This is a genomic window from Streptomyces fuscigenes (assembly GCF_021556455.1).
GTDB classification, from domain to species: Bacteria; Actinomycetota; Actinomycetes; order Streptomycetales; family Streptomycetaceae; genus Streptomyces; species Streptomyces fuscigenes.
In genome coordinates, this window is sequence record NZ_JAKGCV010000046.1 from 1 (window position 1) to 22,250 (window position 22,250).

Sequence of the window (22,250 nt, forward strand, 5' to 3'; positions counted from 1 at the left end):
CGAGCACGCCGCCGGCCGCCGCGAGTCCCGCGCGCGACAGGGTGGCCGTCCCGGCGGCCCCGGGGCTCAGCCACGCCCCGTGGTAGCCGCCCACGAGGACGCCCTGGCCGGGGTCCGTGCCGCAGGACGCAAGGACGGTGCCGAGCGGGGCGCCCGCGGGCACCTCGACGACCAGGGGGCGCCCGCCGGGGCGGTTCACGGTCAGCAGGAGCGTGCCGGGTTCGTCGGCCGTGCCCACGACCGCGTAGGCGTCGGGCCCGAGGCGGGCGGCCACCGCGAGCTGGGCCCAGGTCTCGGTGTTGCTCAGCAGGGTGGGCCGTCCGCCGACCCCGCCGGGCCCGCCGTCGCTCGCCCGTACCTTGCGGGTCGAGGGCAGCGCGGCCCGTCCCCCGATGGCGGCCACCTGCGCGCTGGACTCGCCGGAGACGAACCGCTCGGGCAGGCATACGACCCGGATCGGGCAGGGCGCCGTGCCCCGCCGTTCGGCGACGGCAGCGGGGACGGACACCTCGCCGGGCCCGTGGGCCTCCACCGTCACGACCACCTCGTGCGCCCCGAGGGCCGCGGCCGCGAGCAGCGCCCCGTCGAGCACCAGGTGCGGCGCGCGGGTCAGCAGCGCCTTGTCCTTGGCGCTCGGCGGCTCGCCCTCCGCGCCGTTGACCACGACGACGGGGGCGGTGGTGCGCGCGCCGGCGGCGTCGAGCACGGCGCGCGCCTTGCGGTGGAAGGGGAATCCCGCGCCGCCGCGCCCGCGCAGCCCGATGCGTTCCGCGAGGTCCAGCAGCGACTGCGGCCCGTAGCGCGGCAGCGGGCCGTGGGTGCTCCGGTGGGCCCGCCAGTCGAGCCTGCGGTACACGTCCAGGCCGGCGGTCAGACGCGCCGGGCCCAGGCGCCGCACCTCGTGGATGTACAGATCCGCGGTCTCGCTCACCGGGTCACCGTCCGGCCGCGGGGTGGGCCCCCGCCGCCCCGGCCCCGCCGGGTACCGGCACCCAGGCCCAGGCCGGGTACGAGGGCCCCGCCGTCCGGCCCGGGTCCGCCGGGGCGGCGCCGTACGCGTCACGCGCGTAGGGAGTAGTACCAGAGTAGGAAGCACCGGCGTAGGGAGCACCGGAATACGAACCGCCCGCGTCGGTCCCGGCCGTGGACGATCCGGTGGTGTGGGCTCCCGCGCCCCGCGCGTCGTAGGTCCCGGCGAGGCGGGGGTCGTACGTCCCAGCGCCGCGTGCGTCGTACGTCGCCGCGCCGCGTGCGTCGTACGCCTGTGGGTCGTACGTTCCCGTTCCGTGGGCTCCGGAGCCGTACGTTCCCGCGCCGTACGGGGCCTGCCGCGCGTACCCGCTGTCGGGCCCCGCCTGCTGGACGACGGCGAACTGCCCGGTGTCGAAGAAGGTCCCCTGCACCGCGGCGAAGGCCCCGGAGTCCGGGTGCGGCCGGGACACGGCGGCGTACTGGCCGGTGTCGTGGAAGGTCCCCCGCGCCTCGGTGAACCGGCCGCCGCTCCACCGCGCGGTGCCGTGGGGAACCTGGGGGCCGGAGCCGCCGTGAGCAGCGTGGACGCCGTGGCCGGGGTGTCCGGCCCCCGCGAGGGGCGCTCCGGCCTGCCGGGTGCCGTGGTGCCCCGCGCGTGCGGTGGGGTAGGCACCGGTCGCGGACGGGCCGGCGAACTGCCCGCCGGCCGGCCGGGCGGCCGCCGCCTGGCGCGAGAGGGCGGGCATCTGGCCGGTGTCGAAGAGGTAGTCCTGGACAGCCTCGTGCCCGGTCCCGAATCCGGGACCCGTCCCGGCCCCGGCCCCGGGCCGCGGGGCGGTGCCCGGCGCGGCCGCGGCGGAGGTGCGGCGCGCCGCCGGACGGTCCGGCCTCCGCGCGACCGACAGCGCGTCGAGCGCGTCCTGGGCGACCGGGCCCGGTTCGTAGGCGCGCAGGCCCGCGCGCCGGGGCCCGTCCCTGCCGGACAGGAGGGCGAGCACCCTCAGCAGCAGTACCAGCAGGACGAACGCGCCGCAGATCCCGTAGCCCCAGAACACGAAGGGCTTCGCGCTCCGGCCCGCCGCGAGGCCGTGCGCGAGGCCGAAGGCCCAGCTCACGTACGCCGAGGCGTGCAGGACGCGCCAGGTGCCCGGGCGCAGCCGGCCCGCGAACCTGCCGCGCACGGCGCCGGTGACGGCCGCGATCACCATCAGGTACGCGGCGGCGACGCCGAGGCCCACGGCGAGGTCCGTGCCGCCCGCGAAGGGGAACAGGGAGCCCGCCGGCGAGATGTGCCCCTCCCCCGTCTTGACGGCGATGTGCACCGCCAGGCAGACGAGCGCCACCACGGCCGTGCCCCGGTGGACCTGTTGGGCGAGGACGCGCAACTTCGGTGTCAGCAGGGCGCGGTAGGCGGCGAGCAGTCCGCACACCACCGTGGCGGTGAGGGCGAGGAGCACGAACACACCGACGAAGAAGTCGAGGAACGCCACGAGTGCGCCCTCCACGTGCCCGAAGGTGTGGTGCGCCGTGAGGGGCCGCAGGACGGCCGCCAGGACGACGAGCCCGCCGACGGCCGCGCCCGCGGCCAGTGGCAGTACGTGGGACTCGCCCGACGCGGCGTCAGGGACGGGCTCAGCGCTCCGCGCGGCTCCGCCGGAGCGTCGCGACCTTCGTGAGTGCTGTTGCGCGGGGGTGTGGCCGGCCATCACGTGTGACCTCCGGGTCTTTGGGCGCGGTACGGCGTGAGGCGGTCACCCCCCGTACACATTCGAGGAGGCGCCGTGACCGTCCGCAGGCGCAACTGTGCCCCAACCGTGATGTCCCGTCAACGCGCGAAACGTGCGTCACCCGCGCCACAGTTGACGCGCGAACAGTCGCAGGTCGAACTCGACAGCGTTGTCCGGTGGCCCCGGCGCGACGCTCCGTGTCCGGCCGTTCGACCCGCCCGCAGGTCACACCGCGACGGCCGGCGCGCACCGCACGACGGCCCGCGGACCCGACCGGGGCGGCATCCGCCCGGATCCGGCCGCGCTGTGACCGAGGTCACCACACTCCCGGGAGACATCGCGGAGGCCACCCCGGCCTCAAGTCGCCGCGTGGCAGGGGGCGTTGCGCGATGGCGGGCGCCACGGCACACGGCCGGACGGCGGCGGCGGCGGTGGCGGCGCGGCGAGGGCGGCCGGGGGCGCGGGCGCCGACCGTGTCACGATCCTGGCGGCACGGCGAGAACCGGCCGTGTCACGATCGTGGCGGCACGGCGAGCGCACCACGATCGCGTTGTCCGGCAGTCGCTTTGCCGGTTGGTCAGGAGGGCAGGCGGGAGGCGGCCGCGAGCAGGCGCGCCGTCACGTCCGGAGGGAGTTGCAGGGCACCCCCGACCGTCGTCAGCACCTCGCGCTCCGCGGGGCTGTACGCGCCGTCGGCGAGCGCGACGCGCGCCGCGCCCATCACGATCGACTCACGGCCCGCCGCCGCGAGATGGGGGGCCAGCGGCTCCAGCGCCTCGTGCAGTTCGATGGCGAGCGCCGCTCCGCACGGCCCGGGGTCCGCGACGAACCGGCCCGTGTCGGCGGCGAGGGCCTCGACGAGTTCGGTCAGCTGGTCCTCGGTGCAGTCGTCGAAGCCGGCCGCGCGGACCGAGACGACGGCCGTCTCGCGTACGGCGCGCGACCCGGTGCCGCCCGCCGCGAGCACGGCGAGGGTCACGGTGTGCACGGCGTCGCGCAGCATGGCCGAGAACCGGGCCGTGGTCGGGTGGTCGAGCACGTCCAGGCCGAAGTGGGTCCGGCAGGCGCCGCACTCCACCACCGGGCCGGCACTGCCCCGCGCCATCAGCGGGATGCCGAGCAGGGTGAAGCGCCGACGGCCCGTACGGCGGCGGTAGTTGCGGTCGCCGCCGCAGTCGGGGCAGAAGAACTCCCCGTCGCCCACGGTGCTCCACGACGTGTGCATGCCGCAGAGGCGCACTTTCCGGCCGCTGATTCCTTCAGCTCGCAGCACGTCGCGCACCTCCATAACGGTTCGGCATCGTCGCCGTGGACGTGATGTTAGCCACATCCCCGTAACTACGTCAGTACCCCGTACCCAGTTCACCAGACATGGCCGAACCCCGCCCACCGGAGAGGGTGGACGGGGTTCGGCAAAGCCTCAGGTCAGCGACGGTGCACGGAACGTGATCAGTTGGTCGCCGAGACGGACGTCACCATGGGTGACCATCCGTCGACGGCGTGATCAGCGGGCCGCGCGGTTGACCGCGGAGACGACCGCCTTCAGCGAGGCGCGCGTGGTGTTCGCGTCGATGCCGATGCCCCACAGCACCTTGCCGTCGATCGCGCACTCGATGTACGACGCGGCCTGCGCACGAGCGCCCTCGCTGAGGGTGTGCTCCTGGTAGTCCAGCAGCCGGGCGTCGACGCCGACGGCCGCCAGCGCCTCGAAGAACGCGGAGATCGGGCCGTTGCCCGTGCCCCTCAGCTCGTGCTCCTCGCCGTCCACCGCGGCCTGGACGGTCAGCGTGTCGCGACCCTCCGTGTCCGCCGTGGACTGGCCGGAACGCAGCTGGATCCGGCCCCACTGATTGTCCGGATTCGGCAGGTACTCGTCCTGGAAGACCGCCCAGATCTCGCCGGGCGTGACCTCGCCGCCCTCGGCGTCGGTCTTCGCCTGGATGATCCGGGAGAACTCGATCTGCATGCGCCGCGGCAGGTCCAGGTGGTGGTCGTTCTTCAGGACGTACGCCACACCGCCCTTGCCGGACTGCGAGTTGACGCGGATGACGGCCTCGTAGGACCGGCCGACGTCCTTGGGGTCGATCGGCAGGTACGGCACGTTCCACTGCAGCGCCTCGACGTCGACGCCCTGCGCGGCCGCATCGGCCTCCCGCGCGTCGAACCCCTTCTTGATGGCGTCCTGGTGGGAGCCGGAGAAGGACGTGTAGACCAGGTCGCCCGCGTAGGGGTGGCGCGGGTGGATCTCCATCTGGTTGCAGTACTCGCTGGTGCGGCGGATCTCGTCGATCTCCGAGAAGTCGATCTGCGGGTCGACGCCCTGCGAGAACAGGTTCATGCCCAGCGTGACCAGGTCGACGTTGCCGGTGCGCTCGCCCTGGCCGAACAGGCAGCCCTCGATGCGGTCGGCACCGGCCATCAGCGCCAGTTCGGCGGCCGCGACGGCCGTGCCGCGGTCGTTGTGCGGGTGCACGGACAGGCACACGTGCTCGCGCCGGGACAGGTTCCGCGACATCCACTCGAACCGGTCCGCGTGCGTCGACGGCGTCGAACGCTCCACCGTGGCGGGCAGGTTGAGGATGATCTCGCGCCCCTCCTCCGGCTGCCACACGTCCATGACCGCCTCGCAGACCTCCAGCGCGAAGTCCAGCTCGGTGTCGGTGAAGATCTCCGGGCTGTACTGGTAGCCGAAGGTGGTCTCGGGCCCCAGGATCTTCTCGGCGTACTCCATCACCAGCCGCGTGCCGTCCACGGCGATCTGCTTGATCTGGTCCTTCGTGCCGCCGAAGACGACGCGGCGGAAGGTGGGCGCCGTCGCGTTGTACAGGTGGACCGTCGCGCGGTGGGCTCCGCGCAGCGACTCGACCGTGCGCTCGATCAGCTCCTCGCGGGCCTGCGTCAGCACGGAGATCGTCACGTCGTCGGGGATCGCCTCGGGGTCCTCGATGATCGACCGTACGAAGGCGAAGTCGGTCTCGCCCGAGGCCGGGAAGCCGACCTCGATCTCCTTGTAGCCCATGCGGACCAGCAGGTCGAACATCTCGCGCTTGCGGGCCGGCGACATCGGGTCGATCAGAGCCTGGTTGCCGTCGCGCAGGTCGGTGGACAGCCACCGCGGCGCGACCGTGACCCGGTTCTCCGGCCAGGTGCGGTCGGGGATGTCCACCGCGTCGTACCGGCCGTACTTGTGGATCGGCATCCCGGACGGCTTCTGCGTGTGCGTCGCGTTCGTGATGGGCGTCTGGCTCGACATCTGGCGTAGCGCTCCTCGTGGTGTCCGCGGCGGTCACTGAGGACCGGGAGTCCGCGTGGGACTGGGACGGCCGACGGGGCGGGAGAACCACCGCAACACCGAACTCCGCGGGGAGGGGGCCGACCTACGACAACAGACCCTCACCGCGGCAGCTAAGGAGAAGCAGCCCGTAGTGCATGATGACCGCACTGTATCCCACGCTCTTCGGCCTCGAGAGCCCCGTATCAGCATGCGGGACCGGCCGGCCCGGGCGGGCGCCGGACGGGCGTGACTCGGGTCACCCGGCGCCGCGCCGGGCCGCGAGGGCCCCCACCTGGGCCCTTCCGGGCCGCGGAAATCTCCGGCCGGAACGGGGAGCTCGGGGCGGGACAGCCGATGCGGGACGCTGCCGCGGGCACGGCCCCGGGCACGAAGGGCTCGCGGGCCCAGGGCCGCGGCGGCAGGGGCCCGGAGGGCCCCGGAGGGCCCCGGACGCGGTCAGAAGCCGAGCTTGCGCAGCTGCTTGGGGTCGCGCTGCCAGTCCTTGGCGACCTTGACGTGCAGGTCCAGGTAGACGGGCGTGCCCAGCAGCGCCTCGATGTGCTTGCGGGACTTCGTCCCGACCTCCTTGAGCCGGCTGCCCTTGGGGCCGATGATGATCCCCTTCTGGCTGGGCCGCTCGATGTACACGTTGGCGTGGATGTCCACCAGCGGCCGGTCCGCGGGGCGGTCGGTGCGCGGCAGCATCTCCTCCACCACGACGGCGATCGAGTGCGGCAGCTCGTCCCGCACGCCCTCGAGCGCGGCCTCGCGGATCAGCTCCGCGACCATGACCTGCTCCGGCTCGTCGGTCAGGTCGCCCTCCGGGTACAGCGGGGGGCTCACGGGCAGCAGCGGCACCAGCAGGTCCGCGAGCAGGCCCACCTGCGTGTCCCCCACCGCGGACACCGGCACGATCTCGGCCCAGGCGAACCCGAGCTCCTCGGCCAGCCGGTCGATGGCGATCAGCTGCTCGGCCAGCGTCTTGGAGTCGACGAGGTCGGTCTTCGTGACGACGGCGACCTTCGGCGTCTTCTTGATCGCCGCCAGTTCCTTGGCGATGAACCGGTCACCGGGGCCGAGCTTCTGGTCGGCGGGCAGGCAGAAGCCGATCACGTCGACCTCGGCCCAGGTGGTGCGCACGACGTCGTTGAGGCGCTCCCCCAGCAGCGTGCGCGGCTTGTGGAGCCCCGGTGTGTCCACCAGGATCAGCTGAGCGTCGGGCCGGTGGACGATGCCGCGGACCGTGTGCCGGGTGGTCTGCGGGCGGTTGGAGGTGATCGCCACCTTCTTGCCCACCAGAGCGTTCGTGAGGGTGGACTTGCCCGCGTTGGGGCGGCCGACGAAGCAGGCGAAGCCCGCCCTGTGGGGTGCTTCGGCCGTCTCGGACGTTGGGGTGCTGACGCTCATGGGGGCCATTCTCCCCGATCGCCACCGCTCCGCCGACCACGGTGCGCGGACGGGGTTCCCGGACTCCGGCCGCGGACACCGGCCCCGGGCCCCGCCGCGCCCGCGGCCCCGGGGGTCAGCCCGCGGGGCGGACGGAGCGCACGGCGCCGTCGGGGCCCGCCAGGAACACCGGCGTATCGGGACCCCCGAGGTCGCTCACCGCGGCGCGGTCCTCGTCGCCCACCACGTCCGACGCCGAGACGACGGCCGCAGCCTCCAGGGACGTGGCACCGCTGGCGACGGCCATCGCGACGGCCGTGCGCAGGGCGCTCAGCCGCAGGGAGTCGAGCGCGACCGTGCCCGCCACGTAGGTGCGCCCGGTCTCGTCGCGCACCGCCGCGCCCTCCGGCACGCCGTTGCGGGCACGGGCGCTGCGGGCCAGCGTGACGATCTTGCGGTCCTCGGGGGCGAGGTCGGCGGCTTCCGGGCCTGGTCCGGTGCTCTGTGTCATGCGCCCGAGCATAGGGAGCGGCGGACGCGCGCAGGGCGCCCGGGTGGGCCGCGGAGGCGGCACCGGGGTGGGCTGCGGAGGCGGCACCCGGGTGGACGCCCGGACGGTCCGGGTCCGGGGCCCCCGCGGCCGCACGGCCTCGCCGGGGCCGCCGCGCGCCTCTCACCCCTCTCGCCGGGCGCGACGTGCCACTTGCCACTTGCCGCTTGCCGCTTGCCGCTTGCGGGATGTCCGTGAATTCACGTTCGAGGGCATTTCTCCTTGCGGCATCGGGCGGGAGACCACGACATTGGTGCGGAGCCGTGCAGTCGGCCGGCGCATCAGGATCGGGGGATCCATGACCCGCACGCACCAGAAGACCGTTCAGCCCGCTCCCGCCCGGCGGCGGTGGCCGCGCGTCGCGGTGACGCTCATCGCGGCCTGTGCGGTGGGCGCCGCGACGGCGGCACCGGCCAGTGCCGAGGTCAAGTCCACGTGCGGCACGTACATCTGCGTGGCCACGGCCCACCAGGGGCGCGACTACGTCCAGGACATCACCGTCACCACCAGGGACGGGCTGCCGGGGACGCTGCGCGCCTTCGTGGGCGACTACGGGAACCGCAAGGCGGGGGTGTCGCAGTACCGGTTCACGGTCAACCGGGAGTTCAGGGCCTATCCGAAGCTGGCCGTGTGCGGCGGTCTTGACCGCGGTGGCAGGTTCATCGAGAACCACTGCGTGCTGCTTCCCTGAGCCCGGCGGTCCGGGCGGGCACCGCCCGGGCCACCCCGCCGGTCACCGATCGCCGGCCGTCCCGGGCCGCAGAGGGGGGTCTGGCGCGCGGCGTCCACGGCTGGTGGGATCTGAGCATGGTGTCCTCCGCTGCCGGCCGGCCGTCCGCCGCCTCCCCCGTCTACGACCGGATCGGTGTCGGCTACCGCGCCGTCCGCCGCCCGGACCCCCGGCTCGCCGCGCTGCTGCGCGACGCGCTCGGCGACGCCCGTACCGTCGTCAACGTCGGCGCGGGCGCCGGTTCCTACGAGCCCGAGGACCTGGCGGTGACGGCGGTGGAACCGTCCCGCGTGATGCTCGACCAGCACCCCGGACCGGTGAAGGTGCAGGCAGGGGCCGAACAACTGCCCTTCGCCGACGGCGCCTTCGACGCGGCCATGGCGGTGATGACCGTGCACCACTGGAGCGACCTCGCCGCGGGCCTCGCCGAACTCCGGCGCGTGGCCGGGCGGCAGGTCGTCTTCACCTGGGACGTGTCCCACCGGCCCGAACTGTGGCTGCTGCCCGAGTACCTGCCGGAGATCAGGACGCTGGAGGAGGCGCGCTTCACCACGGTCGACGAGGTGGCGCGGCTGATGGGCGCGCACACCGTGCTGCCCTTCCCCGTCCCGCACGACTTCACCGACGGCCTGCAGACCGCCTATTGGCGCCGCCCGGAACGGTTCCTCGACCCCGGGGTGCGCGCCGCCAACTCGACGTTCGCGCAACTGCCCGCCGAGGTCGTGGACCCGGCGATGGAGCGGCTGCGCGCCGATCTGGAGTCCGGCGCCTGGGCGCGCCGCCACGCGGACCTGCTCGACCTCGACGCCGTGGACTACGGCTACCGGGTGCTGATCGCGGACGTGTGAGACGGCCGGGCGCGGCCGGCCGGCCGCGCCCGGGCAGCCGTGACAGCCCGGGAGCCGGGCCGCGCGGGGCGGCCCCGTCGCGTCAGTCGTCGGCCGTGAACCAGCAGATGTCCCCCGACTCCGGCAGCCGGCCGAGTTCCTCCACGGCCGCTGTGATCCGGGCCAGGGTCTCGTCCCGGCCGGTGCCCCAGGCGGCGAAGGGAGTGCCGGGGTCGTCCGTCAGGTCCCCCGCCTCGGCCCCCTCGGCCAGCAGGTCGCCGACGATGCGCAGGAGCAGTGCCGTCTGCTCCTCGCGGGTGTGCCCCTTGCCGAGGAGCTTTCCGACCGTGCCGACGAGCACGGAGAAGCCGAGCCAGTCGTCGTGCACGTAGTCGGAGAGGTAGGAGAGTTCTTCCGCGTAGTCGGCGTCGGTCGGCATGCTCGTGTCCTCAGTGCTGCGGGATGTGGAGTCGTTTGGCTTCCAGGCCATCGACGTCGTTCATGTCGATGGTGGGTCCGCCCGACTTGCTGAAGGGCCGGTACGTCACGGTGGACGGCGGGTCGTCGGACAGCCGCCAGGTCTCGATGTCCCCCTTCGGCGTGGACTTGATCGTGGGCTCACCCAGGCGTTGCTGCAGCTCCGTGCGGGCCTGCTGCAGCTGTTCCTCGGTCACCATACGTACTCCCTTGCTGTCCTCCTCCCCGATGAGGTTGCCGTCGTCGTCCGTCAGGATGTCCCGGACCGCCTCGGACTTCTGCTCGTAGGTCTTCGGCAGGTCCTCCTCGCCGGGCCCGTCTCCGTCCCGCGCCTCCGTCTCGGACAGTTCCTCGTCCAGCGCCTCGTCGACCTCGGTGGTCTCGGCGTCGACGGCCTCGATCTCGGGGACGGCCTCGGCTGCGGCGTCCAGTTCGGTCGCCGCGTCCGCGATGACCGCCGTGTCGATGTCCGCGATCGCCGCCTCCGCGGTCGCCTCCACCCCGCCCAGGATCGCCCCGGCCTCCGCGCCGTCCAACGCGGCCGCCCCCGCGTCCGACGCACCCGCCGTGACCACCGTCAGCACCACACCGAGCGCCGTCGTCAGACCGATCGCGATGCCCGCACCGGCCAGCTTCTCCTCGGTGCTGCTGTGCGCCTCGTCGATCGCGTGCGCGAACTTGTCACACGCACTCGCCAGCTTCCCGCACGCGTCGTGCGCCGCCGACAACGGCGCCTTGCCCGTATTGCCGCCGTCCTGCCAGACCTTCCCCCAGAACGCGGCCATCGCCGTGACGGAATCGTCCGAGTTGTTGTCCGTCAGCGACTGCACCTGCCCGTGCAGGCTCCGGCCGATCCCCTCGATCGCCGTCGCCGCCGTCCGGTACGCCGACGCCGCGTCCCGCAACTTGTCCTGATGCCCGTTGGGCCAGTACTTCGCGATCACCGACGGCACCGACGAATGCCCCGGCCCCACCGCCGACGCCGGATCGGGATACATCACGTCCGTGATCACCGGCGGCCACGGATACAGCTTCGGCGCACCCTTCCCCTTGGAGGGATTCGAATGGTGGTCGGCCTTCAGATAGTTGTTGGCCGTCGTCACCAGACCGTTCGACGCCTGCCCGATCGCCCGCACCCCAGCCGACAGCGTATGGAACAACGCCTTCGCCGCCGCGTCGTACTTTCCCGCGAACCTGTGACCGTAGTCGTCGTTGCCCGCCATCCCCGCCGCGCTCCGCAACGCCGCGTTCAGCGCACTCGCCGCCGTGTCCAGGTTCGTCTGCCCGGTCGCGAACTGCCCCGCCACCCCGTCCAGATCATCCGGATACAGATCGATCGGCCGATCGCCCCCGCCGCCGCCACCCTCCGCACGGAGACTCACCCGCGACTCCCCACCACGGTCCGGGCCACCCCGGACGGGGCGCCGGATCCGGCTGCACCACCGCACTGCATGACCCGGCCCCCTACCGTGTCGACGACGACGCAAGGGTCACATCAACGGGCCCGCGGAGACAAGGGGATCCGCCCCGATCCCTCCCCGGGCCACGGCGGGCCTCAGGGCCGGTCCAGCCGCAGCCGGACCGCGCGGGGCAGGCCCGCCACCACCAGGTCGTAGCTGTCCTCGATCAGCTCGCGCACCATGCGCGGCGGCAGTCCGGGGACCGTGACGGTGTTCCAGTGGCGCTTGTTGAGGTGCCACCCGGGGGTGATCGCCGGGTGGGCGGCGCGCAGCCGCACCGCCTCCTCCGGGTCGCACTTCAGCGAGACCTTCAGCGGCTCCTCGGCGGGGGCGCAGAACGCGAAGATCTTCCCCTCGACCTTGAACACCGACAGTTCGGGGTTGCGCGGGAAGGGCGTCTCCTCGCCCGCGCCGCCGAAGGCGAGGCAGAACGCCCGCAGGGCGGGGGCGGTCAGTTCCGCCTCCGCCCCGCGGGCGCGCCTGCCGGGTCCGCTCATGGCGTCACCCGCTCCTCCTGCTCGGCCGCGGCCGGCAGCGGCTCCGCCAGGATGGTGAGGATCTTGTTGCGGCGGCCCGCCGGATCCTGGGCCGTCAGCCGCAGCCTGCGGCCGTCGGGCAGGTCGATCTCGGCGGTCGCGCCCGCGATCGGCACCCGGCCGAGCGCCTTCGCGAGGAGCCCGCCCACCGTCTCGACGTCCTCGTCGTCGAAGGCCTCCAGGCCGAACAGCTCGCCGAGGTCCTCGATGTCGAGCCGCGCGGTGACCCGGTAGGAGCCGTCGCCGACCTCCTCGACGGGCGGCACCTCGCGGTCGTACTCGTCGGTGATCTCGCCGACGATCTCCTCCAGGATGTCCTCGATCGTGACGATGCCGGCCGTGCCGCCGTACTCGTCGATGACGACGGCGACGTGGTTGCGCTCCTGCTGCATCTCGCGCAGGAGATCGCCCGCGTTCTTCGTGTCGGGCACGAACGCGGCCGGCCGCATCGCGGTGGAGACCGGGTCGGACTCCGAGTCTCGGTTGACGTGCGTCTTGCGCACGAGGTCCTTGAGGTAGACGACACCGACGACGTCGTCCTCGTTCTCGCCGGTCACCGGGATGCGGGAGAAGCCGGAGCGCAGCGCGAGCGTCGTCGCCTGACGGATCGTCTTGTACCGCTCGATCGCCACGAGGTCCGTGCGCGGGACCATCACCTCGCGCACCAGGGTGTCGCCGAGCTCGAAGACCGAGTGCACCATGCGGCGCTCCTCGTCCTCGATCAGCGACTCCTGCTCGGCGAGGTCCACCAGGGCCCGCAGCTCCGCCTCGCTCGCGAACGGGCCCTTGCGGAAGCCCTTGCCGGGCGTCAGCGCGTTGCCGAGGAGGATCAGCAGTGCGGGGAGGGGTCCCATGACCCGCGCCAGCGGCAGCAGCACGTACGCGGCGGCCGTCGACGTGTTCAGCGGGTGCTGGCGGCCGATCGTGCGCGGTGAGACGCCGACGGCGACGTACGAGACGAGCACCATCACGGCGATCGCGACGAGCAGCGCCTCCCACGTCGAGTCGAACGCCTTCACGCACGCGTACGTGACGAGCGCCGCGGCGGCCATCTCGCAGGCGACGCGGACGAGCAGCGCCATGTTGAGGTAGCGCGTCGGGTCGGAGGCGACCTGCGCCAGCTTGGCTGCGCCCCGGCGGCCGGTGCGCACCGCCTCGGCGGCCCGGAAGCTGGAGATGCGGGCGAGGCCCGCCTCCGCGCAGGCGGCGAGCCAGGCCACGACGACCAGGGCGACCGCCCCGATGATCAGTGAGGCGCTCACGACACGGTGGGCGCGGGCGACGGGCCCTCGAGCCCGTGCTCCGCCCGCCAGCCGTCCACGATGGCCGCCTGGAGGCCGAACATCTCGGCCTTCTCGTCCGGCATCTCGTGGTCGTAGCCGAGCAGGTGCAGCACGCCGTGGACGGTCAGGAGCTGGAGCTCCTCGTCCATGGTGTGCTGCGTCTCCGCCTCCTGGCCCTGCTTCAGGGCCACCTCAGGGCACAGCACGATGTCACCGAGGAGCCCCTGCGGGGGCTCCTCCTCGTCCTTCGCCGGCGGACGCAGCTCGTCCATCGGGAAGGACAGCACATCGGTGGGGCCCGGCAGGTCCATCCACTGGATGTGGAGCTGCTCCATCGCGGCCTCGTCCACCACGATCACCGACAGTTCGGAGAGCGGGTGGATGCGCATCCTGGTGAGCGCGTAGCGGGCGATGTCGAGGATCGCCTGCTCGTCGACCTCGGTTCCTGACTCGTTGTTGACGTCGATCGACATGGTGCGGTGGGACACTCCCCGGTCAGTGCCGCTGTTCGTTGCCGTTGCGGCTGTCGTACTGCTCGTAGGCGTCGACGATACGTCCGACGAGCCTGTGCCGTACGACATCCTGCGACGTGAGGCGCGAGAAGTGCACGTCGTCCACCCCGTCCAGGATCTCCTGGACCTGGCGCAGACCGCTCTTCGTGCCGCCGGGGAGGTCGATCTGCGTGACGTCGCCGGTGATCACGATCTTCGAGTCGAAGCCGAGCCGCGTCAGGAACATCTTCATCTGCTCGGGGTTCGTGTTCTGCGCCTCGTCCAGGATGATGAAGGCGTCGTTCAGCGTCCGGCCGCGCATGTACGCCAGCGGGGCGACCTCGATGGTGCCCGCGGCCATCAGGCGCGGGATCGACTCGGGGTCGAGCATGTCGTGCAGCGCGTCGTACAAGGGGCGCAGGTACGGGTCGATCTTCTCGTACAGCGTGCCGGGGAGGAACCCGAGGCGCTCGCCCGCCTCCACGGCGGGGCGGGTCAGGATGATGCGCGTGACCTGCTTGGACTGCAGGGCCTGCACCGCCTTGGCCATGGCGAGATAGGTCTTGCCGGTGCCCGCGGGGCCGATCCCGAAGACGATCGTGTGCTTGTCGATGGCGTCGACGTAGCGCTTCTGGTTGAGCGTCTTCGGGCGGATCGTCCGGCCCCGGTTGGACAGGATGTTCTGCGTGAGCACCTCGGCGGGCGTCTCCTGGCCGTCCGCACCGCCGTTCTCGCTCGCCCTGAGCATGGCGATGGAACGTTCCACTGCGTCCTCCGTCATCGGCTGACCGGTGCGGAGCACCAGCATCATCTCGTCGAACACGCGCTGGATCAGGGCGACGTCCGCCGCACTGCCCGAGGCGCTGATCTCGTTGCCCCGTACGTGGATGTCGGCGGACGGGAACGCCTTCTCGATCACGCGGAGGAGCGAATCCCCCGATCCCAGGACCGTCACCATGGGGTGCTTGGCCGGGACGGTGATGCGGGCCGTGGCCCGGTCCCCCGCGGACTGCTGGGCTGTGGGTGTGTGAGTCATGGGCCGGCGCTGTGGCCTGCGCATACCTCCCGTTGCAGGGCTGTCGCCGCTCGACAGCCTCTGGAGTACCAGCCTACGACCCCGCACCGACATGCCCGAAGGACTTTTCGACGTGCATTCGACGTGCGGGAGGAAACGGCCGGGGGAAACGCGAGGGGCGACCGGAGGGGAGACGGGAGGAACGCGCGTCCGGGAGCGCCGGCCGCCGGCCTCGCGGGCCCGCCGGCGCCGCCGCGTGCGGCCGGGGCCCGGCTCCCGCCCGTACGCGGGTGCCCGGGGCCGCGGGCGTCAGGAGGAGCGGCCGAAGCCGATGGTGGGGACCGCCCGGCGCAGGGGGCCCGGCCGCTCGGCCGCGGGCAGCAGGTCGGCGAGGAACGCGTAGCGGCGCAGGCCGTCCGGGTCCTGGCTGCCGTCGCTGCGGGCGTAGTTCCACCAGGCCGCCACCTCGGCCCAACCGGGGGCCGACAGGCTGCCGCCGAACTCCTGGACGGACAGCGCGGCCGTCAGGCCCCCGAAGGCCAGCCGGTCCGCGAGGGGCCAGCCCGCGAGGCTGCCGGTGATGAAGCCCGCCATGAAGACGTCTCCCGCGCCGGTCGGGTCGAGGGCGTCGACCGCGATGGCGGGCACCTCGGCCGTCTCGCCGGTGCGGCCGTCCACGGCGTAGGCGCCCTCGGCACCGAGCGTGACGACGGCGACCGGAACGTGTGCGGTCAGGGCGCGGGCCGCGGCGCGCGGGCAGTCGGTGCCGGTGTAGCGCATCGCCTCGGCCGCGTTGGGCAGGAACGCCTCGCAGTGCTTCAGGTCCGCCAGGGCCTCCAGGTCCCAGCGGCCGGTGCCGTCCCAGCCGACGTCGGCGAAGATGCGCGCCCCGTGCCCCGCCGCGGTGGCGATCCACTCCTGCCGGCTGCCGGGCTCAAGGGACGCGACGGCGGCCCGCGCGCGCGGAGGGCACTCCGGCAGCGCGCCCGCGGGCGGCGGCGCCTCGTGCCCGTGGGAGACCATCGTGCGCTCGCCCTCGTACGCCATGGAGACGGTGACCGGGGAGTGCCAGCCGGGCACGGTGCGCGAACGGGTCAGGTCGATGCCCTCGCCCTGCTCCAGCGCGTCCCAGCAGTACTCGCCGTAGTGGTCGTCGCCGAACGCCGCGGACAGGGACGTGCGCAGGCCGAGCCGGGCCAGCGCGGACGCCATGTTGGCGACGCCGCCGGGGCTGGAGCCCATGCCGCGGGCCCACGACTCCGTGCCGCGCACGGGCGCGCTGTCCAGGCCGGTGAAGATGATGTCCAGGAAGACCGTGCCGGTCAGGTAGACGTCGCAGTCGGGGTCGCCGTGCGCGCGGAGCCCGCCGAGCGGGTCGATGTACGGCTCCGCGCCGGCGCCCCGTGCCGTCCTTGCTGTCTTTTCTCCTGCGCGTTCAGGTGGGATCACGGCGTGCTCCTGGTTGCGTGCGTTGCCGCCAGTGTGCCCGATCGCGTCACCGTCGCCGCGGCAGCGGCACGCGCGCCAGGTCCTCCGCGACCGTGACGTCCCCGGTGAAGCCGGCGGCGCGGGCCTGCCGGCCGAAGGCGTCCGCGTCGTCGTAGCGCTGCGAGAAGTGCGTCAGTACGAGGTGGCGCGCGCCGGCGTCGCGGGCGACGGCTCCGGCCTGCCCGGCCGTCAGGTGGCCGAAGTCGGCGGCCAGCCCCTCGTCCTCGTCGAGGAACGTCGACTCGACGACCAGCAGGTCGCAGTCCTCGGCCAGCACCTGCACGCCCTGGCACAGCCGGGTGTCCATGACGAACGCGAAGCGCTGCCCGCGCCGGACCCTGCTGACGTCCGCCAGCCGCACGCCCCGCAGTTCGCCCTCGCGCTGGAGGACACCGACGTCGGGGCCGGCGATGCCGTGCTCGGCGAGCAGGCCGGGCAGCATGGTCCGCCCGTCGGGTTCGGTGAGCCGGTAGCCGTACGCCTCGACGGGGTGCGAGAGGCGGTGTGCCTCCAGCCTGTACGCGGGCGTCTCGGCCAGCGTGACGAGTCCGTCGCCCGCGACGGGGCCCTCGGTGATGGTGACGGTCTCGCGGTAGGCCGTCGCGTACTTGAGCCGCTCGTAGAAGTGCTGCCCGCTCGCCGGGTAGTGCGCCGTGACCGGGTGCGGCACGCGGTCGAGGTTGATGCGCTGGATCACGGCGGCGAGCCCGAGCGAGTGGTCGCCGTGGAAGTGCGTCACGCACAGCCGGTCGATGTCGTGGGCGGCGACCCCGGCGCGCAGCATCTGCCGCTGGGTGCCCTCGCCCGGGTCGAACAGCAGCCCCTCGCCGTCCCAGCGCAGCAGGTAGCCGTTGTGGTTGCGGCGGCGCGTGGGCACCTGGCTCGCGGTGCCGAGGACGACGAGTTCCCGCACGGACACGGTGCTCCCGGCCCGGCTATCCGGGCGGCCAGTTCAGCCCGCGGCCGCCCAGGACGTGGGCGTGCGCGTGGAAGACGGTCTGGCCGGCGCCGCTGCCGGTGTTGAAGACGATCCGGTAGCCGCCCGCGTCGACCTTGTCGTCCGCGGCGACCGCGGCGGCCTCGCGCAGCACGTCGGCGGCGATCCCCGGCTCGGCCGCCGCGAGGGAGGCGGCGTCGGGGTAGTGCGCACGGGGGATGACGAGGACGTGCGTGGGCGCCTGCGGGTTGATGTCCCGGAAGGCGACGGTCGTCGCGCTCTCGCGCACGACGGTGGCGGGCACGTCACCCGCGACGATCTTGCAGAACAGGCAGTCCGCCTGTGGTTCTCCCGCCATGGCCGGGCCCTCATCTCCTTGGCTGCGTACGTCCGGCATCGTATCGGGACCGGGCCCCGGAGGTCCGGCCGGTCGGCCACCGGCGTGGCCGTGCGGGCGCCGGGAACGGGGTCCGGGAGCGGGCCGGAGTCCGGGAACGGGGTCCGGGGCCGGGCGGTCGGATTCCGGCCGCGTTCAGGACCAGCGGCCGGTGCGGCCCAGCAGCACGGCCAGGGCAGCCGTCCCGGCCGTGGAGGTGCGCAGCACGCTCGCGCCGAGGCGGTACGGGCCGGCCCCGGCGGCGGCGAACGCGTCGAGTTCCTCCGGCGACACGCCGCCCTCCGGTCCGACGACCAGCACGAGGTGCCCGGAGACCGGCAGTTCGGCGGTGGCGAGCGGAGCCGCCACGCCGCCGTCCTCGTGCAGCACGGCCGCGAAGTCGGCCCCGGCCAGCAGCCGGGCCACCTCGCGCGTGGAGGCCGCGTCCGCGACCTCGGGAAAGCGCAGGCGGCGGGACTGCTTGCCCGCCTCGCGGGCCGTCGCCCGCCACTTGGCCAGGGACTTGGCGCCCCGGTCGCCCCTCCACTGCGTGATGCAGCGCGCGGCCTGCCAGGGCACGACGGCGTCCACGCCGGTCTCGGTCATCGTCTCGACGGCGACCTCGCCGCGGTCGCCCTTCGGCAGCGCCTGCACGACGGTGACGCGCGGGGACGGCGCCGCCTCGGTGCGCACCTCGGTGACGGCGACCTCCAGCCTGTCCTTGCCCTCGACGGCGGCGACCGTTCCGTACGCGCCGGTGCCGGCGCCGTCGGTCAGGACGACCTCCTCGCCGGCCCGCAGCCGCCGCACGGACACCGCGTGGCGCCCCTCGGGACCGTCGAGCACGACCGTGCCGGGGCCGAGCACGACGCCCTCCCCGACCACGAACACCGGTGCGCTCACGCGTCGCTCCCCAGGCTCATCGCGGCGCGCGCCGCGTCCGTCTCCGCGGCGAGCACCTCGACGAGGCGGGCCGCGGGCATGGCCCGCGCCAGCCGGTGGCCCTGCCCGGCCCACAGCGCCATGGCCTGCGGGTCGCCGGCCTTCATGGCGGCCCGGCGCAGCGGCGAGGTGACGTGGTGCACCTCCGGGTAGGCCTGGGGCGCGTACGGGCCGTGCTCGCGCATGAAGCGGTTCACGAGGCCGCGCGCGGGGCGGCCGGAGAAGGCGCGGGTGATCTCGGTGCGGGTGAACAGCGGGTTCGTCATGGCCTGCTTGTGCAGGTCGGGCGCCGCCGACTCGTCCGTCACGAGGAAGGCGGTGCCGAGCTGGGCGGCCTCCGCGCCCACCGCGAGGACGGCAGCGATCTGCGAGCCGCGCATGATGCCGCCCGCCGCCACGACCGGCAGCTCGACGGCGTCCTTCACCTGGAGGACCAGCGACAGGAGCCCGATGCCCGCGCCGTCGGCGGCGGGGTCGTCCTTGTGCGTGCCCTGGTGGCCGCCCGCCTCGACGCTCTGCACGCACACCGCGTCGGCGCCGGACCACTGGGCGGCCCGCGCCTCCTCGGGCGTGGTGACCGTGACCGCGGTGTACGTGCCGGCGCGGTGGAAGCGCTCGAAGACCTTGCGGGGCGGGCAGCCGAAGGTGAAGGAGACGACGGGCACGGGGTCGTCGAGCAGGATGGCGAGCTTGGCCTCGTAGCCGTCGTCCCAGCCGGTCTCGGGGTCGCCGAGGCGCGTGTCGTACCAGTCGGCCTCGCCCGCCAGCTGGCTGCGGTACAGCTCCACGGCCGCGCGGTCGGCGTGGCGCGTCTGGGGCATGAAGACGTTCACGCCGAACGGCGCGCCCGTGAGCCCACGCAGGTGCTTGATCTCCTCGTACATGCCGTCCGCCGTCTTGTAGCCGGCGGCGAGGAAGCCGAGGCCACCCGCGTCGGACACCGCGGCGGCCAGCTGGGGGCAGGACGCTCCGCCTGCCATGGGGGCCTGCACGATCGGATACCGAAAGAGATCGGTCAGCGTGGAGGGCATGCAGGCATGGTGCCATGTCCGTACGAGACCGCCGAATCGTCCTCGCACCCGTCATATGCCGAGGGCAGAACTCACGGTCGTCGCCGTGACGCAGAGCACTTTGGCCTGTTTTGTCGCGCGAGGCGGTCGGCCCGGCGACCGGGCGGGGAGCACCCCGGCCCGGCGCGGGGGCGGGGCCGAGAACGTCCCCCCGCGCCGACCCGGGCGGCGGAGGTCACCGGCGCGCCCGCGCGGGGGCGACGCGCGGCGAACGGGCGGAGCCCCCGGCCTGGGACCGGGGGCTCCGCCCGCATCGTCACACCGCGGCGGTGCGGTCGGGCTCAGCGCCCGTTGAACGCGTCCTTCAGCCGGGAGAACAGCCCCTGCTGCCCCGGTTGGAACTGGCCCGTCGGGCGCTCCTCACCGCGCAGCTTGGCCAGTTCGCGCAGCAGGTGCTCCTGCTCGGGGTCCAGCTTGGCCGGCGTCGTCACCTCGACGTGCACGACGAGGTCGCCGCGGCCGCCGCCGCGCAGGTGCGTCACCCCGCGCCCGTGCAGCGGGATCGACTGGCCGGACTGTGTGCCCGGCCGCACGTCGACGTCCTCCATGCCGTCCAGCGTCTCCAGCGGGCACTTCGTGCCCAGCGCGGCCGCCGTCATGGGGATCGTGACCGTGCAGTGCAGGTCGTCGCCGCGTCGCTGGAAGACCGCGTGCGGCAGCTCGCGGATCTCCACGAACAGGTCGCCGGCCGGGCCGCCGCCGGGGCCGACCTCGCCCTCGCCCGCGAGCTGGATCTTGGTGCCGTCGTCCACGCCGGCCGGGATCTTGACCGTGAGCGTGCGGCGCGAGCGCACGCGCCCGTCGCCCGCGCACTCGGGGCACGGGTTGGGCACCACGGTGCCGAAGCCCTGGCACTGCGGGCACGGGCGCGAGGTCATGACCTGGCCCAGGAACGACCGCGTGACCTGCGAGACCTCGCCGCGGCCGCGGCACATGTCGCAGGTCTGGGCCGAGGTGCCGGGCGCGGCGCCCTCGCCGTTGCACGTGGTGCAGACGACGGCCGTGTCGACCTGGATCTCCTTCGTGGTGCCGAAGGCGGCCTCGTTGAGCTCCACTTCGAGCCGGATCATGGCGTCCTGGCCGCGGCGCGTGCGCGAGCGGGGCCCGCGCTGCGACGCCGTGCCGAAGAACGCGTCCATGATGTCGGAGAAGTTGCCGAAGCCACCCGCCCCGAAGCCGCCGGCACCGCCGCCGCCGTTCTGCGAGAGCGGATCGCCGCCGAGGTCGTAGACCTGCTTCTTCTGCGGGTCCGACAGGACCTCGTAGGCGGCGTTGATCTCCTTGAAGCGCTCCTGCGTCTTGGGATCGGGGTTGACATCCGGGTGCAGCTCGCGCGCGAGCCGCCGGAATGCCTTCTTGATCTCGTCCTGGGACGCGTCGCGGCGCACGCCGAGTACGGCGTAGTAGTCCGTGGCCACTTACGACTCCGCCAGGATCTGTCCGACGTAACGTGCCACTGCGCGTACCGCTCCCATCGTTCCGGGGTAGTCCATGCGGGTCGGTCCGACCACGCCGAGTTTGGCGACTGCCTCGTCGCCCGAACCGTAGCCGACTGCTACGACAGATGTGGAAGTGAGCCCCTGGTGGGCGTTCTCGTGGCCGATGCGGACCGTCATGCCCGACTGGCCGGCCTCGCCCAGCAGCTTGAGCAGCACCACGTGCTCCTCCAGCGCCTCCAGCACCGGCCGGATCACCAGCGGGAAGTCGTGGCCGAAGCGGGTGAGGTTCGCGGTGCCCCCGATGAGCAGCCGCTCCTCGGTCTCCTCGACCAGGTTCTCCAGCAGGGTCGCCAGCACCGTGGAGACCGTCGGCCGGTCCTCCATGTCGAACGACTCCGGCAGGTCCTGCACCAGGCGCGGGACGTCGGAGAACCGGCGGCCCACGACCCGGCTGTTGAGCCGGGCCCGCAGGTCGGCGAGGGCGACCTCGCCGAAGGGCGCCGGGCAGTCGATCATGCGCTGCTCGACCCGGCCCGTGTCGGTGATCAGCACGAGCATGAGGCGCGCGGGCGCCAGGGACAGCAGTTCCACGTGGCGCACGGTCGAGCGCGTCAGGGACGGGTACTGCACCACCGCCACCTGCCGCGTGAGCTGCGCGAGCAGCCGGACCGTGCGTCCCACGACGTCGTCCAGGTCGACCGCGCCCTCCAGGAAGTTCTGGATGGCCCGGCGCTCCGGCGACGACAGCGGTTTGACGCCCGCCAGCTTGTCCACGAACAGCCGGTACCCCTTGTCGGTGGGGATGCGGCCCGCGCTCGTGTGCGGCTGGGCGATGTAGCCCTCTTCCTCGAGGACGGCCATGTCGTTGCGGATCGTCGCGGGGGAGACACCCAGCCGGTGCCGCTCCGTGAGCGCCTTGGAGCCGACGGGCTCCTCCGTGCCGACATAGTCCTGGACGATGGCGCGCAGCACTTCGAGTCTGCGTTCGCTGAGCACGGGCGCACACCTCCAGCGTTCGTCGTTCGTCGTCCCTCGTCGCACTCCGCGACCGTTTGGCACTCGATCCGGTGGAGTGCCAGATCCTCCCGGGCCAGTGTACGGCCGTGGGGTGCGCGCGTAGCAAGGCAGTGTTCCACGCGATGCGGCGGCGGGCCGCCCCGAGGCCGTGAGAGATTCGCCCCGGGGCCGCGACCGGGGCCCCGCGCGCCCGGGCACGGCCGGGGCCCGGCGAGCGCCGGGAGGCGAGGGGAGCGGCCATGGGCGGCGGCGG

General features: G+C 73.5%; 20 protein-coding genes and 1 pseudogene. 2 read left to right on the top strand and 19 right to left on the bottom strand.

Annotated features, from left to right (window positions below):
- The 6 genes and pseudogenes from L1885_RS07330 to L1885_RS07355 form a co-directional block, all read right to left on the bottom strand.
- Positions 1 to 931 (bottom strand): annotated as a pseudogene (locus tag L1885_RS07330) (oxidoreductase); the annotation flags it as partial.
- A gap of 4 nt (positions 932 to 935) precedes the next feature.
- Entirely contained in the window at positions 936 to 2,678 is a 1,743-nt protein-coding gene (locus L1885_RS07335; RefSeq protein WP_235796172.1) for a ferric reductase-like transmembrane domain-containing protein, read from the bottom strand.
- A 598-nt stretch (positions 2,679 to 3,276) separates the two neighbouring features.
- A complete protein-coding gene (locus L1885_RS07340; RefSeq protein WP_372481883.1) occupies positions 3,277 to 3,987 on the bottom strand; it encodes a TerB family tellurite resistance protein in 711 nt (236 codons plus the stop codon).
- A gap of 216 nt (positions 3,988 to 4,203) precedes the next feature.
- The gene (gene leuA, locus L1885_RS07345) at positions 4,204 to 5,952 is read right to left on the bottom strand and encodes a 2-isopropylmalate synthase (RefSeq protein WP_235796173.1); all 1,749 of its coding nucleotides are present in this window, start codon (positions 5,950 to 5,952) and stop codon (positions 4,204 to 4,206) included.
- Between the two features lie 477 nt (positions 5,953 to 6,429).
- Positions 6,430 to 7,389 carry a GTPase Era gene (gene era, locus L1885_RS07350; protein WP_235796174.1) on the bottom strand — a complete coding sequence of 320 codons (960 nt, stop codon included), beginning with the start codon at positions 7,387 to 7,389 and terminating at the stop codon, positions 6,430 to 6,432.
- Between the two features lie 106 nt (positions 7,390 to 7,495).
- On the bottom strand, positions 7,496 to 7,870 hold the full coding sequence (locus L1885_RS07355; RefSeq protein WP_235796175.1) for a cytidine deaminase-like protein: 375 nt from the start codon (positions 7,868 to 7,870) through the stop codon (positions 7,496 to 7,498).
- Positions 7,871 to 8,207: 337 nt separating this feature from the next.
- Here L1885_RS07355 and L1885_RS07360 point away from each other — a divergent pair, with 337 nt between their 5' ends.
- Together L1885_RS07360 and L1885_RS07365 are read left to right on the top strand one after the other, a co-directional pair.
- Positions 8,208 to 8,600, top strand: coding sequence for a hypothetical protein (locus L1885_RS07360; RefSeq protein WP_235796176.1), 393 nt, complete (start codon positions 8,208 to 8,210; stop codon positions 8,598 to 8,600).
- A 116-nt stretch (positions 8,601 to 8,716) separates the two neighbouring features.
- Positions 8,717 to 9,487, top strand: a complete 771-nt coding sequence (locus tag L1885_RS07365; RefSeq protein ID WP_235796177.1) for a class I SAM-dependent methyltransferase — start codon at positions 8,717 to 8,719, stop codon at positions 9,485 to 9,487.
- 82 nt (positions 9,488 to 9,569) lie between these two features.
- Here the strand turns inward: L1885_RS07365 and L1885_RS07370 are convergent, their stop codons facing one another.
- The 13 genes from L1885_RS07370 to hrcA all read right to left on the bottom strand — a co-directional run bounded on the left by L1885_RS07370 (position 9,570) and on the right by hrcA (position 21,976).
- Positions 9,570 to 9,905, bottom strand: coding sequence for a hypothetical protein (locus L1885_RS07370; protein WP_235796178.1), 336 nt, complete (start codon positions 9,903 to 9,905; stop codon positions 9,570 to 9,572).
- A gap of 10 nt (positions 9,906 to 9,915) precedes the next feature.
- Positions 9,916 to 11,325 carry a WXG100-like domain-containing protein gene (locus tag L1885_RS07375; protein WP_235796179.1) on the bottom strand — a complete coding sequence of 470 codons (1,410 nt, stop codon included), beginning with the start codon at positions 11,323 to 11,325 and terminating at the stop codon, positions 9,916 to 9,918.
- A 173-nt stretch (positions 11,326 to 11,498) separates the two neighbouring features.
- Entirely contained in the window at positions 11,499 to 11,900 is a 402-nt protein-coding gene (locus L1885_RS07380) for an MmcQ/YjbR family DNA-binding protein (protein WP_235796180.1), read from the bottom strand.
- Positions 11,897 to 13,201, bottom strand: coding sequence for a hemolysin family protein (locus L1885_RS07385; RefSeq protein WP_235796181.1), 1,305 nt, complete (start codon positions 13,199 to 13,201; stop codon positions 11,897 to 11,899). The genes L1885_RS07380 and L1885_RS07385 overlap by 4 nt, the downstream gene beginning before the upstream one ends.
- Complete coding sequence (gene ybeY, locus L1885_RS07390) at positions 13,198 to 13,695, bottom strand: rRNA maturation RNase YbeY (protein ID WP_235796182.1); 498 nt, start codon at positions 13,693 to 13,695, stop codon at positions 13,198 to 13,200. The genes L1885_RS07385 and ybeY overlap by 4 nt, the downstream gene beginning before the upstream one ends.
- A 22-nt stretch (positions 13,696 to 13,717) precedes the next feature.
- Positions 13,718 to 14,749 (bottom strand): PhoH family protein, encoded by a 1,032-nt coding sequence (locus L1885_RS07395; protein ID WP_235796183.1) that lies wholly within the window; start codon positions 14,747 to 14,749, stop codon positions 13,718 to 13,720.
- A gap of 288 nt (positions 14,750 to 15,037) precedes the next feature.
- Positions 15,038 to 16,174 (bottom strand): carbohydrate kinase family protein, encoded by a 1,137-nt coding sequence (locus tag L1885_RS07400; protein ID WP_372481885.1) that lies wholly within the window; start codon positions 16,172 to 16,174, stop codon positions 15,038 to 15,040.
- Between the two features lie 49 nt (positions 16,175 to 16,223).
- Positions 16,224 to 17,135, bottom strand: coding sequence for a ribonuclease Z (locus tag L1885_RS07405; protein WP_235796184.1), 912 nt, complete (start codon positions 17,133 to 17,135; stop codon positions 16,224 to 16,226).
- Positions 17,136 to 17,151: 16 nt separating this feature from the next.
- On the bottom strand, positions 17,152 to 17,511 hold the full coding sequence (locus L1885_RS07410; protein ID WP_235796185.1) for a histidine triad nucleotide-binding protein: 360 nt from the start codon (positions 17,509 to 17,511) through the stop codon (positions 17,152 to 17,154).
- A gap of 174 nt (positions 17,512 to 17,685) precedes the next feature.
- The gene (locus L1885_RS07415) at positions 17,686 to 18,432 is read right to left on the bottom strand and encodes a 16S rRNA (uracil(1498)-N(3))-methyltransferase (protein WP_235796186.1); all 747 of its coding nucleotides are present in this window, start codon (positions 18,430 to 18,432) and stop codon (positions 17,686 to 17,688) included.
- Complete coding sequence (locus L1885_RS07420) at positions 18,429 to 19,502, bottom strand: nitronate monooxygenase (protein WP_235796187.1); 1,074 nt, start codon at positions 19,500 to 19,502, stop codon at positions 18,429 to 18,431. The genes L1885_RS07415 and L1885_RS07420 overlap by 4 nt, the downstream gene beginning before the upstream one ends.
- 320 nt (positions 19,503 to 19,822) lie before the next feature.
- Entirely contained in the window at positions 19,823 to 20,959 is a 1,137-nt protein-coding gene (gene dnaJ / locus L1885_RS07425) for a molecular chaperone DnaJ (RefSeq protein WP_235796188.1), read from the bottom strand.
- On the bottom strand, positions 20,960 to 21,976 hold the full coding sequence (hrcA, locus tag L1885_RS07430) for a heat-inducible transcriptional repressor HrcA (protein WP_235796189.1): 1,017 nt from the start codon (positions 21,974 to 21,976) through the stop codon (positions 20,960 to 20,962). It lies immediately after the preceding gene.
- Positions 21,977 to 22,250 lie beyond the last annotated feature (274 nt).

Coding starts and splice junctions, on each gene's coding strand:
- L1885_RS07335 (WP_235796172.1), bottom strand. CDS start 2,678: ATGGCCGGCCACACCCCCGCGCAACAGCACTCACGAAGGTCGCGACGC.
- L1885_RS07340 (WP_372481883.1), bottom strand. CDS start 3,987: ATGGAGGTGCGCGACGTGCTGCGAGCTGAAGGAATCAGCGGCCGGAAA.
- leuA (WP_235796173.1), bottom strand. CDS start 5,952: ATGTCGAGCCAGACGCCCATCACGAACGCGACGCACACGCAGAAGCCG.
- era (WP_235796174.1), bottom strand. CDS start 7,389: ATGGCCCCCATGAGCGTCAGCACCCCAACGTCCGAGACGGCCGAAGCA.
- L1885_RS07355 (WP_235796175.1), bottom strand. CDS start 7,870: ATGACACAGAGCACCGGACCAGGCCCGGAAGCCGCCGACCTCGCCCCC.
- L1885_RS07360 (WP_235796176.1), top strand. CDS start 8,208: ATGACCCGCACGCACCAGAAGACCGTTCAGCCCGCTCCCGCCCGGCGG.
- L1885_RS07365 (WP_235796177.1), top strand. CDS start 8,717: ATGGTGTCCTCCGCTGCCGGCCGGCCGTCCGCCGCCTCCCCCGTCTAC.
- L1885_RS07370 (WP_235796178.1), bottom strand. CDS start 9,905: ATGCCGACCGACGCCGACTACGCGGAAGAACTCTCCTACCTCTCCGAC.
- L1885_RS07380 (WP_235796180.1), bottom strand. CDS start 11,900: ATGAGCGGACCCGGCAGGCGCGCCCGCGGGGCGGAGGCGGAACTGACC.
- ybeY (WP_235796182.1), bottom strand. CDS start 13,695: ATGTCGATCGACGTCAACAACGAGTCAGGAACCGAGGTCGACGAGCAG.
- L1885_RS07395 (WP_235796183.1), bottom strand. CDS start 14,749: ATGACTCACACACCCACAGCCCAGCAGTCCGCGGGGGACCGGGCCACG.
- L1885_RS07410 (WP_235796185.1), bottom strand. CDS start 17,511: ATGGCGGGAGAACCACAGGCGGACTGCCTGTTCTGCAAGATCGTCGCG.
- L1885_RS07420 (WP_235796187.1), bottom strand. CDS start 19,502: ATGCCCTCCACGCTGACCGATCTCTTTCGGTATCCGATCGTGCAGGCC.